The sequence below is a fragment of the Streptomyces sp. CB01580 genome (assembly GCF_001905795.1).
Classification (GTDB): Bacteria; Actinomycetota; Actinomycetes; order Streptomycetales; family Streptomycetaceae; genus Streptomyces.
Genome location: NZ_LIXJ01000006.1, coordinates 1 through 14,855, shown reverse-complemented (window position 1 = coordinate 14,855; position 14,855 = coordinate 1). Strand labels below are relative to the sequence as shown.

General features: G+C 73.4%; 4 protein-coding genes and 1 pseudogene. 2 read left to right on the top strand and 3 right to left on the bottom strand.

Features of this window, described 5'->3' with window-relative positions:
• Window positions 1-12: 12 nt before the first annotated feature.
• Complete coding sequence (locus AMK22_RS11640; protein ID WP_073784080.1) at window positions 13-1,290, bottom strand: ATP-binding protein; 1,278 nt, start codon at window positions 1,288-1,290, stop codon at window positions 13-15.
• Between the two features lie 375 nt (window positions 1,291-1,665).
• Window positions 1,666-3,078 (bottom strand): aminopeptidase P family protein, encoded by a 1,413-nt coding sequence (locus AMK22_RS11635; protein WP_073784078.1) that lies wholly within the window; start codon window positions 3,076-3,078, stop codon window positions 1,666-1,668.
• Window positions 3,079-3,314: 236 nt separating this feature from the next.
• On the opposite strand from AMK22_RS11635, the gene AMK22_RS11630 reads away from it, so the two are divergent.
• The gene (locus tag AMK22_RS11630; protein ID WP_199883194.1) at window positions 3,315-4,298 is read left to right on the top strand and encodes a LuxR family transcriptional regulator; all 984 of its coding nucleotides are present in this window, start codon (window positions 3,315-3,317) and stop codon (window positions 4,296-4,298) included.
• A 151-nt stretch (window positions 4,299-4,449) separates the two neighbouring features.
• Window positions 4,450-4,959, top strand: a complete 510-nt coding sequence (locus AMK22_RS11625; RefSeq protein WP_073784074.1) for a GNAT family N-acetyltransferase — start codon at window positions 4,450-4,452, stop codon at window positions 4,957-4,959.
• Window positions 4,960-5,148: 189 nt separating this feature from the next.
• Here AMK22_RS11625 and AMK22_RS11620 read toward each other — a convergent pair.
• Window positions 5,149-14,766: pseudogene (locus AMK22_RS11620) on the bottom strand (amino acid adenylation domain-containing protein); the annotation flags it as partial.
• Window positions 14,767-14,855: the final 89 nt, after the last annotated feature.

The window sequence follows — 14,855 nt, the reverse complement described above, 5'->3', positions numbered from 1 at the left end:
GGGAACCGGGGCTCATAGCCGGCTGAATTTCTCGATGTCCTCCGCGAACTCCTCGATCGCCTGCGCGGTGAGGGTGGGCCGTGTATCGGCGATGGCGGTCATGTAGTCCTCGGTGGTGGCCGGCCGGCCCTGGCGCCGGGTGACTTCACGCTCGAACGCCGCCTGCGCGCCCTTGCGAGCCGCGAACTCGATGTCGGCCGGGGTGAACAGCTCGCTCGCCGCCACCAGTTGGGCCAGGTCGACCGATTCGGTGGCGGTCCTGAGATAGCGGGCCCAGATCGCCGAGCGCGCGGTCGCGTCCGGGGGCCCGATGGGGATGACGCAGTCGAATCGTCCGGGGCGCAGGAAGGCCGCGTCCAAAGAGCGCACCGAGTTGGTGGCGCAGGCCAGCAGGCGCGCGTCCTGTTCACGGAATACGGGGATGAGTTTGAGCAACTCGTTGGTCACCCCGTGCCCGGGATCGACCGCCTTCCCGGACCGCACGCCGGCGATCTCCTCGACCTCGTCGATGAAGAGCAGCACCGAGTCCAGTTCCGACAGTTCCGCGAATGCCTCCCGCAGCGCCGTGGCCAGCCCCTCGCTCGTGTCGGCCGCGAGCCGGGACGGGAAGAGTTCCACGAACGGCCAGCCGAGCCGTGAGGCGACCGCTTTGGCGAAACTCGTCTTGCCGGTGCCGGGCGGGCCGAACAGGATGATGGCCTTGGGCGGAACCACACCGTAGCGGTCGGCCAGCGCCGGCTCCTTCAGCGGCAGCACGACGCGACGCTCGACGACCTGCTTCTCCCGGTCCAATCCGGCCATGGCGTCCCAGAGGTCCCCGGGCAGCATGCGCCCGCCCAGCGTCGCCAGGACGTCGGCGTTCGCGGCTCCGGGCGGATCGAGTTTCTCGTAGTAGGTCAGGTCGTCACGGAACCGGTAGCCCGCGTTCTCCAGAGCCTTCGTCCCGGCCGCGCCCGCGGGCAGCAGCGCACTGACGTGGCGCACGCCCAGTGCGCGCAGGCGACGCTCCAACTCGGCGAGGAGGGCGCTGCCGATCCCGCGCTCGCGCCAGCGGGAGGCCAGGGCGACCAGAAGGATCCAGCCTCGCCCACCGTACGCCTGAGCCACGGCCATGCCGACCAGTTCCTCGCCGACCACCGCGACCACCGCGGGCTGACCGGCCTTGGCCGCGGTCATCACCTCGGAGACGGGGAAGACCGGGTCGCGGCAGCCCTGCCGACTCTGGTCCCAGACCTGGATCGCCCGGTCGAGATCGTCGTCGTGATAGTCGCGCAGATGCCATGCGGGCATCACCCACCACCTCATCCGGCCCAGAGGTGCCATTGTCCCCCGTCGGGCACCGATCCGCTCGGTGACGGTCGCATGGGCGAGGCCTGCGAGGTGCTCGTCGTCGCACTGGCCCTGGTAGTGGGCCCGGGGCCCGGTCACTGGCGGTCGAGCCGCCGGTGGCGGGGGCGGTTGTCGCCGTGGTCGAACCGGACGGTACGGCCCGCGGTGGGCAGGGAGACGGACGAGGGTGCTCAGAACAGGGCCGCCATGGTGTTGCCGCGGACGCTTGCCGTCCCCACCCCGCGACGGCCGGAGAGTGCCTTCGAAGTCCTTGGCCCGGCACCGGAGTCCGCTCCCCGCGGAGAGATCCCGGCGCCGGGCCCGTCCTCGACGGACTCAGCCCGCGAACCGGGCCATCCACTCCTCGACGTCGTCCGCGGACCGGGGCAGGCCCGCCGACAGGTTCTCGTGACCGTCGTCGGTGACGACCAGGTCGTCCTCGATCCGGACGCCGATGCCGCGCCACTCCTCGGGCACGGTGAGGTCGTCCGGCTGGAAGTACAGGCCGGGCTCGACGGTGAGCACCATGCCCGGCTCCAGTACGCCGTCGACGTACTCCTCGTTCCGGGCCTGCGCGCAGTCGTGGACGTCCAGGCCGAGCATGTGGCCGGTGCCCGCCAGCGTGAAGCGGCGCTGGAGGCCGAGCTCGTACGCGCGGTCCGCCGGGCCTTCGATGAAGCCCCACTCGACCAGCCGCGCCGTCAGATGGCGCTGGGCCGCCTCGTGGAAGTCCCGGTACGCGGCACCCGGCTTGACTGCCGCGATGCCGGCTTCCTGGGCCTCGTACACCGCGTCGTAGACCTTGCGCTGCAAGGGGGTGAAGGTGCCGTTGACCGGCAGGGTGCGCGTGACGTCGGCGGTGTAGAGGGTGTGCGTCTCGACACCGGCGTCGAGCAGGAGCAGGTCTCCCGGGCGCACCGGGCCGTCGTTGTCCGTCCAGTGCATGATCGTGGCATGCTCGCCCGCGGCGCAGATCGTGCCGTAGCCGACGGCGTTGCCCTCCAGACGCGCACGGCGGAAGAACGTGCCCTCGATCCACCGCTCGGACGATGCGATCGCCCGGGAGAGCTCACCGACGACATCGGTGAATCCGCGGACCGTGGAGTCCACGGCCTTGCGGAGCTCGGTGATCTCCCAGTCGTCCTTGACGAGGCGGAGATCGCCGAGCGCCTCTTCGAGTTCGGCGTCGCGCTCCTCCTCCGTGGCGACGGCTGCCTCCAGGGACGGGGCGATGCCCCGGACGATCCGGGTCGGTACACCGGGGGCGGCGGCCAGGTCGTCGGCCGCCGTGCGGATGTCCCTGCAGGGCAGACCGAGCACCCGCTCCGACTCGGCGAGGGTGCGGCGCCGGCCCATCCACAGCTCCGCCGAGGCGCCGGTCCAGAACTCGTCGTCGTCCCTGTTGTCCCGCGGCAGTCGGTAGCAGCGGGCGTCGTGGCCGCCGTCCGCCCGGGGTTCGAGGACGAGAGCGCTGTCCCGGGCCCGGTCCCCGGTCATGTGGACGTAGCCGGAGTACGGCCGGAACGGGTAGACGTCGTCGTTCGAACGGATCTTGAGGTGTCCGGAGGGGATCACGAGCCGTTCGCCCGGAAAGCGCGCGGAGAGCGCGGCGCGGCGGCGGGCCGCGTACGGGGCCTGCTCGTCGAGGCCGAGGTCGTTCCGCTCGGTGTCCGCCCACCCCGTCCGCATCAGCGCGGACAGTTCTTCGGAGATCCCTGAGTACAGACCGTTCTTCCGGCGTTTCGCCACGGCATACACCCTTCTTCTGGACGGGTTCGGTCACTCGGCGGCGAGGGCGGGAGCGTCCACGCGGATGGGGTGTCCCCGCGGACGGACCTGACCCGGGTGCGGTCGGGGTGCCCTCGCCACCGCCGGTCGTCGGCGGCTCCGGGGACGGTATCCCGTGCCGGGCGCGCCTGGTGCCGGAAAGTGACACTGGCACGGATCGGCCACGGCCCCGGCCGGAGACGTCGATAATGCGGCGCATGACGAACGCGCGACTCGGCGAGGCCCTTCGGCTCCTGGGCATCGATCACACGGCGGGCCGGGTCTATCTGGCGCTGCTCGAACTGGCTCCCGCCCCGCTCGGCGCGATCGCGGCCGCCGTCGGTCTGGACGGTCCTGAACTGGCCGCTGCTTACGGCGCGTTGGTCGACGCCGGTCTGGCCAGCGCCGCGGAGGAGGGCGGGGACGTGGTGGCCCCGGTGCCGCCGACCGCCGGTCTGGAGGTCCTCGCCCGGCACCGCGTGGCCGAGGTGGAGGAGTCGCGCCTCGCCGTCGGGGGCGCTTTCGAGTCGTTCCGTCGGCAGCGGCTCGCCGCGTACAACGACCATCTCGTCGAGGTCGTCACCGGCGAGGCGATCGGCCCGAGGATGCGTCGCGCCTGGATGAGCGCCCGCGACCAGATCCGGCAGTTCGAGTCCCCGCCGTACTTCCCGTTGACGGGCGCCACGGAGGACGCGCTGGCGACGCTCGCCCGGGGTGTGACGCAGCGTGTCGTGTACTCGCGGGAGTCTCTGGAGCACCCCGGTCATCTGAGGGACGCCGTCGAACCGTGCGTCAAGGCGGGCGAACAGGCCAGGGTACTGCCGTCGGTGCCGGTCAAGCTTCTCGTCATCGACGAGGCGTACGCCCTCGTGTCGTTGTCGAGCAAGGAGGCCGACGTCCACAACACCATGCTGGTCGTGCAGCCGTGCGGCCTGCTCTCCGCTCTCATCGCGCTGTTCGAGCAGTGCTGGCAGAACGCGCTGCCCCTGCACGGCCGCACCACGCGCCCCGGCGGCCTGTCCCCCACCGACCGCCGACTGCTGTGGCTCCTGGCGGGTGGCGCGGGCGACGACGTCATCGCCCGCGAGCTGGGGATCAGCCGCCGCACCCTCTTCCGCCGCCTGCAGATCCTGATGGCCCGGCTGGGTGCCGTGAACCGCTTCCAGCTGGCCCTGCAGGCACAGCGCAGCGGATGGCTGTGACGGGACGCCGCGTCCTGGCCCGGCGCACCGGCCGTACCACCGGCGGGCGAAGCACCGCGCGGCGTCGTGCGCGCCGAAGCGGCCCCCGGGAACGCCGGTGACCGGCTTTCCTGGAACATGGAGCCATCCGTGTGAGACCGAGGAGGAACCCGTGCAGTTGCGCAACGTCACTCCGGACGATGTCGATGCCTACATCCGGATGCAGTGCGATCCCGGGATGATGGCCGATCTCGGCGGACCTCTGCCGCGCGAGGGGATCGCGGACAAGGTCCGCCGGGATGCCCGGAAGGCGGCGGACGACCTCGCGTGGATCAAGATGATCATTCCCGATCCGGCCGAACCCGACGTGGTGGCGGGCACGGTGAACCTCTGGTCCCACGACACCGACGACGGACCGGTCTCCGAGATCGGGTGGATGGTGCTGCCCGAGTTCCAGAGGCGGGGACTGGGCAAACGTGCCGTCCGCGTCCTCCTGGAACAGGCCCGGGATCAGGGCCGCTGGGGCCTGGTGCACGCCTTCCCGGCGACGGGCAACGCGGCGTCGAACGGCATCTGTCGCTCCGTCGGTTTCCGGTTCCTCTCGGAAACCGACAGGACGTTCGCGGGCCGTGTCCTCAGGACCAACCACTGGGTCATGGATCCGCGGGTGCTCGCGGCCTGACGGGAAGGACGGCGAGGCCCGTCCGGAGCACGAGACGGCACGCGGGACACCAGGAGTACGGCGAAGCCCCGGTCGGCCGGCCGCACCGCGCCGCACGCGAGGAGGCGGGGCGGTCGCCGCTCCGCACGCAGGGGGCGGGGCGCTCGCCGCCCCGCCCCCGCCTCCGGTGGTCACCGGCTGTCGGTCATGTCACCTTCCCTCGGCGAGTTCTCCCAGCGCCCGCGCGTAGGCATCCGCCAGACCGTCGATGGTGCTCCGCTCGTACTGTGCCGAGGAGTAGGACCAGCTGACGGTCAGCCGGCCGTCCTGCACCAGCGCGCCGACGTCGATCAGATGCGGCCTGGCTTCACCGAGGTCGAAGTCACGGCCGACCACGTCCAGTTCGCGGCGGATCAGGCCGCCTGCCCCGCCGTCACCGCCCGCCATGTCGAACCGGCCCAGGTAGTTGAAGCTGATCTGCGGCTGGGGCGCGTCCGGGATGAGGCCCTCGCCGAGCCAGCGCAGGGCGCCGTGCCCGACACCGCGGTGCGGGACGGCTCGCAGTCGGCGCTTGACCGCCCGGACGGTCTCCGCCCAGCCGGCCCCGGCCGGGGTGTGCAGCGCCACCGGATGCAGGGCCGTGAACCAGCCGACCGTGCCCGACAGGTCGATGTCCTCGAAGAGGTCCTCCCGGCCGTGACTCTCCAGCGCGACGACCTGGTCGTCGTGGCCGGTCCAGTCCGACAGGACCCGGCCGAGCCCGGCCAGGAGCAGGTCGTCGATCCGGGTGCGGTAGCGACCGGGCGCGGCATGCAGCAACGCGTGGGTCCGCTCGGCGCCCAGGGTGACCGCCACCGCGTCCAGCTCCGCCCCGGTGTTGGGGGCGTCCGGGCGGTCGACCGGCAGGATGCCAACGGCCGCGCGCACCGCGTCGGCCGCGGCCCGCCAGTGGTCCAGCTCCGCGTCGAACCCGCCCTCCGCGACGTGCCGTTCCAGTCGGCGCGTCCACTGCCGCACCGACGAGGTCCGGGGCCGCGCCTCGACAGGTTCACCGGCCGCCGCCTGCGCGTAACCGGCCTCCAGGTCGTCGAGCAGGATCCGCCAGGACACGCCGTCGACGACCAGGTGGTGCGCGGTGAGCGTCAGCCAGGGCGCACGACCGGGGCCCCGGTCGGCGTACAGGACCCGCAGCAGCGGGCCGTCGCCCAGCCGGAACCCGGCCTGCGCCGCGCGGACGACGGTGTCCCAACGGGCCTGCGCGGAGGCCTCGTCCGCCGTGCCGGACAGGTCGTGCACGGTGAACAGGGCGTCCGGGTCGGTGTCGTCGACGGCCGCGACGTGCCCGGTCCACCGGCCGTCCGGGCCGGTGGGCGCGTAGGTGGAGCGCAGCGCCCCGTGCCGGGCCACCAGGGCCGCCACGGCCGCCCTCAGTGCCGACGGGTCGGTGCCAGGGGCGAGTTCGAAGGAGTTCGTCATGTCGAAGTGGGCCGGGGCGAGGGGGTGCGTCGCGAAGAACCAGCGCGCGATCGGTGTGAGCGGCAGTTCTCCGGTCTCGGTGTCCTCGGCGGTCACCACGGGGGACGCCGTGTCGCGGGCCGCGTCGGCCTCCGCCGCCAGAACCGCGACGGTCTGGCCCACGAACACGTCCCGCGAGGACAGTTCGAGACCGGCGCGGCGGGCCCGGGACACGACCTGGATGCTGAGGATGGAGTCGCCGCCCAGGTCGAAGAAGGTGTCGTGCACCCCGACCTCGTCGACCTTCAGCACGTCCGCCCAGATGGCGCAGAGCGTCCGCTCGGTCTCCGTGCGCGGGCCGACGCGCCCGGCGACCGACCCGGTGTCCGACGGTGCGGGCAGCGCCTTGCGGTCCGTCTTGCCACTCGCGTTCACCGGCAGCGCCGGCAGAGTCACGTAGGCCGACGGCACCATGTAGTCGGGCAGTGTCCGGGCCAGATGGGACCGCAGTTCCTCGGGCGGGCACGGTGTCGCGCCCTCGGCGGGAACCGTGTACGCCACGATCCGCCTGGCGCCCGGCCGGTCCTCCCGTACGACGGCCGCGCCCTGTTCGACCGCGGGATGGGCGGCGAGCGCGGCCTCGATCTCGCCGAGCTCGATCCGCAGGCCGCGGATCTTCACCTGGCCGTCGGCGCGGCCGACGAACTCCAGCCGCCCGTCGGCCCGCCAGCGCACCACGTCGCCGGTCCGGTAGAGCCGCGCGGCGCCCTTCGGGTCGGCCGGGTCGGGGACGAAACGGGTGGCGGTCAGGCCCGGGCGGCCCAGGTAGCCGCGGGCCACGCCCGCGCCCGTCACGTACAGCTCCCCGGGTACGCCGACCGGGACGGGGCGCAGCCGTCCGTCGAGCACCGACACCTTCGTGCCGGAGACCGGGCCGCCGATCGGGGGCACGGTCGCCGCGGTCGCGGGGGCAGGCGGCAGCGTCCCGCTGAGGGTGGCGACGACCGTGGTCTCGGTCGGGCCGTACGCGTTCAGCATCCGGCGGCCGTCGGCCCAGCGGGCGACGAGGTCCGCGGTGACGGCCTCACCGCCCGACAGCAGCGTCCGCAGACCCGGCGCGCGGCCGGCCGGGATGCTGCCGAGGACGGTCGGCGGGATGAAGGCGTGCGTGACGCGTTCCCGCTCCAGGACATCGGCGAGGTCCTCCCCGGCGAGCGGGCCGCTGGGCAGCGGGGCGCCGTCCGTGTCCCGGGCGCCGGGGTCGGTGGGCAGGACGAGGGTGCCGCCGCCGCTGAACGCCATCAGCAGTTCGAGTACGGACGCGTCGAAGCCCGACGACGCGAGCTGGAGGAACCGCCCGCCGTCTCCGGACGCCCGGAACGCGGCGGCGTGCCCGGCCGCGTCCCGGACGGTCCGGGCCTCGGTGTCCATCCCGTCGAGGTCGCGGACGGTGCGGGCGAGGGAGGCCAGACCGGTGTGCGGGACCACCACGCCCTTCGGACGGCCCGTCGAGCCGGAGGTGTAGATGACGTACGCCGCTGCCGACGCGGGTACCGGCACGCGCACGGGCCGCGCGTCCGCCCCGGTGTCGGCCCGGCCGAGCGCCGGGTCGTCGACCGTGAGGACGACGGGCACGGCGCCCCCGGGCCGGGCGGGCGCGGCGCCGAGCGCGTCGGCGCCGGTCCGGTCGGTCACCAGCACGATCGCGCCGCAGTCGGAGAGCACGTGGTCCAGCCGCTCGGCGGGCCAGCCCGGGTCGACCGGGACGTACACGCCGCCGGCCCGCAGTACCGCGATCACCGTGACCACCCATTCGGGCGAGCGGGGCAGCATCACCGCGACCCGTGATTCGAGCCGGACGCCGCGGGCGCGCAGCAGCCCCGCCATCCGGTCCGCCCGCTCGTCCAGTTCGCGATACGTGATCTCCTCGCCACCCCATGCCAGCGCGGGCGCGTCCGCGTGCGCGGCGGCCCGTCCGGCGAACCACTCGCCGAACGCGACCGGAGTGGAACCGTCGCGGCCGGTGCCCCAGTGCGCGGCGCGGCGTGCCTCGTACGGGGACAGCGGGGCCACGTCGGCGAGGGTCGCCGCCTCCCCGGAGGTCAGCTCCCGCACCATGCGGGCCAGGTGCTCGGCGAGCCGCCGCGCGGTGACGGTGTCGAACAGCAGCGGGTCGTAGGCCAGGTCCATGCTCAGCCCGCCGGTGTCGCCCCTGCCGCCGCCCGCGATGAGCGTGAGCGGGTAGTTGGTGGCCTCGACGGCTTCCACCTCCCGCAGCCCCACCCCGTGCCGGGCGGCGGCGTCGGCGTCCGCCGGATAGTTCTCGAACACCACCAGGGTCTCGAACAGCGCCGTGCCGGAAGGGACTTCGGTCTCGATGTCGCTCAGCGCCACGTACTCGTGCCGACGGGCCTCGACGGCCCGTTCCTGGATCCCGCTCAGCCAGGGCACGACGGGGTGGTCCATGGAGACGTCCACCCGCACCGGGAGGGTGTTGATGAACAGGCCCAGGATACTGTCGGAGCCGGGCAGTTCGGCGGGCCGCCCGGAGACCGTCGCTCCGAACACGACGTCCCGCGCCCCGCTGTGGTGCGCGAGGAGCAGCGACCAGGCGCCCTGCACGACAGCGTTCGGCGTCAGCCGGTGGCGTCGCGCGAACACCCGCGCCCGCTCCGCCTCGGCCGCCGACAGCACGACCGGCACCCGCTCGGTCGAGCGTCCCTGGCGTTCCCGGGAGGCCGGACGGTCGCAGGGCAGAGACACGGGCTCGGCGAAACCGGCCAGCCGCTCCCGCCAATAGGCGCGCCCCTCGGCGTGGTCGCGTGCCCCCAGCCACTCCAGGTAGTCCCGGAACGCCCCCCGCGCCGGGGCCGGTCTCGCGGTGTCCGCGCCGGTCAGTGCCGCGTACTCGGCGATCACGTCCGACAGGAGCGCGGCGCTGCTCCACCCGTCCAGGAGCAGATGGTGGAAGGTCCAGAGGACCTGTACGGTCCCGCCGGGCAGCGTTGCCAGGGTGAGCCGGGCCGGTGGCGCCGTACCAAGGTCGACGCCTCGTTCGCGGTCCGCCGCGAGCAGGGCCGTGACCCGCGCGGCGCGGTCCTCCTCGTCGGCGCAGGTGGACCAGTCGAGGAACGCGACCGACAGCGGCGCCTCGCGGTGCACGACCTGTACCGGCCGCTCGGTCTCCTGCCACGCCACCGACACCCGCAGCGCGTCCGTCCGCTCCGCCACCCGCCGCCAGGCACGGGCCAGCGCCGCGGCGTCGGTCACGCCGTCGAGGACACAGGCGAACTGCTCCAGGTACGCGGCGGAGTCCGGTGCGGCGAGGGTGTGGAACAGCATTCCCGCCTGGAGCGGCGTCAGCGGCAGCACGTCGGTCACGTTCCGTCCGTCGCCGACGACCCGGTCCACCTCTTCCTGCGTCAGCGCGACGAGCGGGAAGTCGACGGGCGAGCAGCGGCCCGCCGTGGGCTGTGCGCAGTGCGCGACGAAGTCGGCGAGCGCGGCCGTGAAGGCGTCGGCCAGCCTCCGCACGGTCTCCTCCCGGTGCAGCCCCGGCGAGTACGTCCAGGAGAAGACGAGCCGGCCGTCCTGGACACCGCCGACGACCTCCAGGAGATGGCTTCGCCGCTCGCGACCGCCGCGGTCGCCTCCCGCGTCGGGCAGTTCGGCGCGGTAGAGCCCGCCGTTCGGGGCCTGCGCCGGAGAATCGGTGCCGGGGTGCGTGGAGGGCGACGATCCGGAACGCGGGACGGCCTGGGACGCGGACCGCGGGGCGGAGGGGGCCTCGGGCCTCGGGGCGGCCGTCACGCCGAACTGGCCGTGGTAGTTGAAGCTGACCCCCGGCCGATCCGGGAGGGCGCCCGCGCCGCGGAAGTGGAGTGCGCCGTAGCCGACGCCCCGGTCGGGCACGGCGCGCAGCCCCTCCTTGACAGCGACGATCGTGTCCCGCCAGGCGTCGCCCGCGGGCAGCGGAAGCGCGACCGGGTACAGCGACGTGAACCAGCCGACGGTACGGGTCAGGTCGATGTCGTCGAACAGTTCCTCGCGCCCATGCCCCTCCAGGTCCACCGCCACCCGGTCCTGCCCGGTCCAGCCGCGCAGGGTACGGGCGAGGGCCGCGAGCAGCACCTCGTCCACGCGCGTGCGGTACACCTGGGGCACCCGGTGCAGCAGTGCCGCCGTCTCGTCGGCGCCCAGCTCGCACAGCACGGTCCGCTCGGCGGCCACGGTGTCGTCGCCGCCGGGCGTGTCCAGCGGCAGCGCGGTCGGCGCCCCGTCGAGCACGGACGCCCAGTAGCCGCGCTGGTCGTCGAAGCCGCCGTCGCGGAGGTGCGCGGCGAGGCGGTCGGCCCACTGGCGCACCGAAGTGGTCTTCGCACCGAGATCGGGCGACTCGCCGGAGAGTGCCTGCCGGTACGCCGTCTCGATGTCGTCCAGCAGGATCCGCCAGGACACCCCGTCGACGACCAGGTGGTGGGCGGTGAACTGCACCCGGGGCCGCTGCCCGGCTCCCCGCGCGACGAGGACCCGGAGCAGCGGGGCCCGGTCGAGGCGGATGCGGGAGGCGGCTGAGGAGGCCAGCGCGGTCCAGGCGGCCTCGGGGTCGGGGGCGGCGGAGAGGTCGTGCTCCTCCACGACGCCGCCGAGGTCGGGCAGATCGGCGACGGACACGATGCGCGCGGTCGGTGAACCGGACGGGGTCTCGGCGAAGACCGTGCGGAGCGCGTCGTGGTGGCTCAGCACGGCCCGCACGGCCGCGCGGAACGGGGACACGTCCAGGTTCTCGGTCAGCTCGAACGCCATCGACATGGCGAAGTGCGCCGGGTCCTCGGTGTGCGTGGCGAAGAACCACTCCCGGATGGGCGTCGGGGCGACCTCGCCCGTCACCTCCCCCTGCTCGGCCGACAGGGCCGGTCCGGCGCCCTCGCCGTCCCGGCCCGCGGCGTCCCCGGACGCGGCGAGGCCCACGAGCCCCGCGAGGGCGGCGACGGTCTGCCGGGCGAAGACGTCGCGGGACGACAGGCCGAGACCGGCCCGCCGGGCCTGGGCGACGAGCTGGATGCTCAGGATGGAGTCGCCGCCCAGGTCGAAGAAGTTGTCGTGGACGCCGACCCGTTCGACGCCCAGCACGTCGGCCCAGATCGCGGCGAGGGTCTCCTCGACGGGCGTGCGCGGAGCGACGTACGCGTCGGTCGCCTCGGCCGTGGGCGTCGGAAGGGCCTTGCGGTCGACCTTGCCGTTGGCGTTCAGCGGGATCGCGTCCAGCGTCGTGAACGCCGACGGCACCATGTACTCCGGCAGCGTCGCGGCCGCGTGCTCCCGCAGGACCGCCGCGTCCACCCGTCCGCCCGGCGCGGGCACCACATGCGCGACGAGCCGGGCGGGCGCGCCCGGCCGGTCCGCGAGTGCGTCGACGACGACCTGTGCCACGGAGGCGTGGGCCGCGAGCACGTGCTCGATCTCCCTGGTCTCCACCCGGAACCCGCGCACCTTGACCTGGCCGTCGCCGACCCGCCGCACGTATTCCAGCGTGCCGTCCGCGCGCCGCCGCACGATGTCGCCCGTGCGGTACAGCCGCTCGCCGCTCCCGCCCGGGTCGGCGACGAACGAAGCGGCCGTGAGGTCGGGCCGGCCCAGGTAGCCGCGGGCGAGTCCGGTCCCGGAGACGTACAACTCGCCGGCAACGCCGACCGGGACGGGCCGCAGCCAGGCGTCGAGGACGGTCACCCGCGTGCCGGTGACGGGGCCGCCGATGGGCGGTACGCCCGCCCCGGCGACGAGCGGTGCGCTGATGGTGGCGCAGACGGTGGTCTCGGTCGGCCCGTACGCGTTGAGCATCGTGCGCCCCGGCGCGCACCGGTCGGCCGTCTCGGCGGGGCACGCCTCGCCCGCGACGGTCAGGACCGGCGGCAGGTCTGCCGTGCCGAGCGCGGCGACCAGGGCGGGCGGCAGGGTGGCGTGGGTGACCCCGGTCGCGGCGACGACCGGACCGAGCCTGGCCCCCCAGTCGGCGTCCCGCCCTCCCGGTGTCTCGTCGACGACGAGGGCGGCGCCGGTCAGGAGCGCCATGGACAGCTCCCACCAGGAGGCGTCGAAGCCCGGCGAGGCGAACTGCAGCACCCGCGCACCGGGACCGGCACCCAGCTGTTCCGCCTGTGTACGGGCCAGTGCCGCGATCCCCGCGTGGGTGACGGCGACGCCCTTGGGACGGCCCGTCGATCCCGAGGTGTAGATGACGTACGCCCCGGCGCCGACCGGCACATGGACGCCAGGGTCGCCCGGGGCCTGCGCGGCGAGCGCGCGAACGGTCTCGGGCGCGTCGAGCAGAAGAGCCCGGGGCATACCGGAGGCGGGCAGCCTGCCGAGCAGTGCGGTGCGGGTGAGGAGCAGCTCGGCGCCGCTGTCCGTCAGGATGTAGCCGATCCGGTCCTCGGGATAGCCCGGGTCCACCGGAATGTACGTGGCGCCCGCCTTGAGGACGCCCAGCACGGCGACGACCTGGTCCACGGAGCGCGGCAGCAGCAGGGCGACCCTCGACTCCACGCCGACGCCCGCCTCCATCAGGTGCCGGGCGAGGCAGTTGGCCCGTCGGTCGAGCTCGTGGTAGGGGACGGGTTCCGCGTCGGGCGCGGTCGCGCTGATGAGCGCCGGGGCGTCGGGCGCCTCGGCGACGCGCAAGGCGAAGAGCGCGGGCGCGGAGATCACGGACTTGGAGGTCGCGGACTTGGAGAGGGGTTCGGGCGTGGAGCGGGGTTCGGGCGCCATTTTCTGGGCGCCGGCTCCGATGTCGGCGATTCCGTTGTCGGCCGTTCCGCGGTTGGCGGTCGCGTTGTCGGCGGTTTCGTGGTCAGTGGCGAGGGTGTGGAGCGGCGTGTCGGCCGGGGCGGCGAGCAGCCCCTCCGCCAGAGCAAGCCAGTGCGCCGTCATACGACCGATGGTGTCGGCGTCGTACAGGTCGGTGTTGTACTCCACGCCCGCACGCAGCCGGCCCTCGTCCTCGAGAAAGCCGAAGGTCAGGTCGAACTGAGCTGTCTCCCGGTCCAGTTCGACCGGCTCCACATGGAGGCCGGGCAGATCGAGGTCCGCGGTCGGGGTGTTCTGGAGACTCACCATCGCCTGCACGAGAGGGGTGCGGCTGGTGTCCCGCTCCGGAGCCAGTTCCTCGACGAGCCTGCTGAACGGCACGTCCTGGTGAGCAAAGGCTCCCAGCACCGTCTCGCGCACAGCCGCCAGGAACTCACCGAATCCGCGCGACTCGTCCACATCCGTCCGCAGGACCAGGGTGTTGACGAAGAAGCCGACCAGGTTCTCCCACTCGGTGCGCTCACGACCCGACACCGCCGTGCCCAGCGCGATGTCGCGCTGCCCGCTCCACCGCGAGAGAAGCAGTTGGGTGATCGCCGTCAGGCTCATGAAGAGGCTCGTGCCGTGCGCGCGGCCGACCTCGCGCAACCGGTCGGCCAGGGCCCCGGGCACATCGAAGGAGCACAACGCACCGGCGGTGGTCCGGACGGCCGGGCGGGGACGGTCGGTGGACAGGTCCAGGGGTTCGAGTCCGGCCAGCCGCTGCCGCCAGTAGGCGAGACCGTCGTCCACCGATTCGCCACCGCCATCGGCCGTCGACCGCGGCGCACGCTGGTGAACGGCGAAGTCCGGGTACTGGAAGGGAAGTTCGGGGAGATCCGCGGCCACCCCCCGGATGGCGGCGGCGTAGAGTGCGCTCAGCTCGCGAGTGATCACGCCCATGGACCAGCCGTCGGTGACGATGTGGTGCATCGCGAGCACCAGTACATGCTCCTGCGGCCGATCGGCTCGGCGCGCCAGAAGCGTACGGAACAACGGTCCGTTGCGCAGATCGAAGGGAGCGACCGCCTCCTGGGCGAGAAGGGCGTCCAGTTCGTCCTTCCCCGTGACGTCGACGGCGCGGAGGAGATCGAAGGCGTCGGTGGGGGCGATCGCCGCCGTGGCCCGTTCGACCGTGGAGGTCATGCCGTGCACCACTTGGACGCCGCGGCCGTCGACCTCGTCGAACGTCGTACGCAGCGCTTCGTGCCGGGCGACCAGGGCGGCGAGCGCGACACGCAGAGCGGACAGATCGAGTGCGCCGGTGAGACGGAGGGCGTCGACCACGTTGTACTCGACGGTGGTGTGCGCGAACTGGTCGAGGAACCAGAGGCGTTCCTGTGCGTAGGAGAGGGGAAGCCGTCCGTCGGCCGGTCGCGGAGGGGGCGTGAAGACCGGTTCCGGTGCCGCTGCGGGAGTGAGGGAGGCGGCGAGTCGGCCGACGGTGGGGTGGTCGAACAGAGCGCGCGGCGAGAGCACGACGCCGAGGGCGTCGCGTGCGCGGGAGACGACTTGGAGAGTGGCCACTCTGAAGAAGATCACTGGCCTGCCGACTCCACAGTCAAGTAACCGTTCGTTGTCGACAGATCCAAGCGGTACTTGCCCGATGGGTCGTT

What these genes read in the sequence shown, in the direction of transcription:
- AMK22_RS11640 (WP_073784080.1), bottom strand. Translation starts at nt 1,290, where the DNA reads ATGCCCGCATGGCATCTGCGCGACTATCACGACGACGATCTCGACCGG.
- AMK22_RS11630 (WP_199883194.1), top strand. Translation starts at nt 3,315, where the DNA reads ATGACGAACGCGCGACTCGGCGAGGCCCTTCGGCTCCTGGGCATCGAT.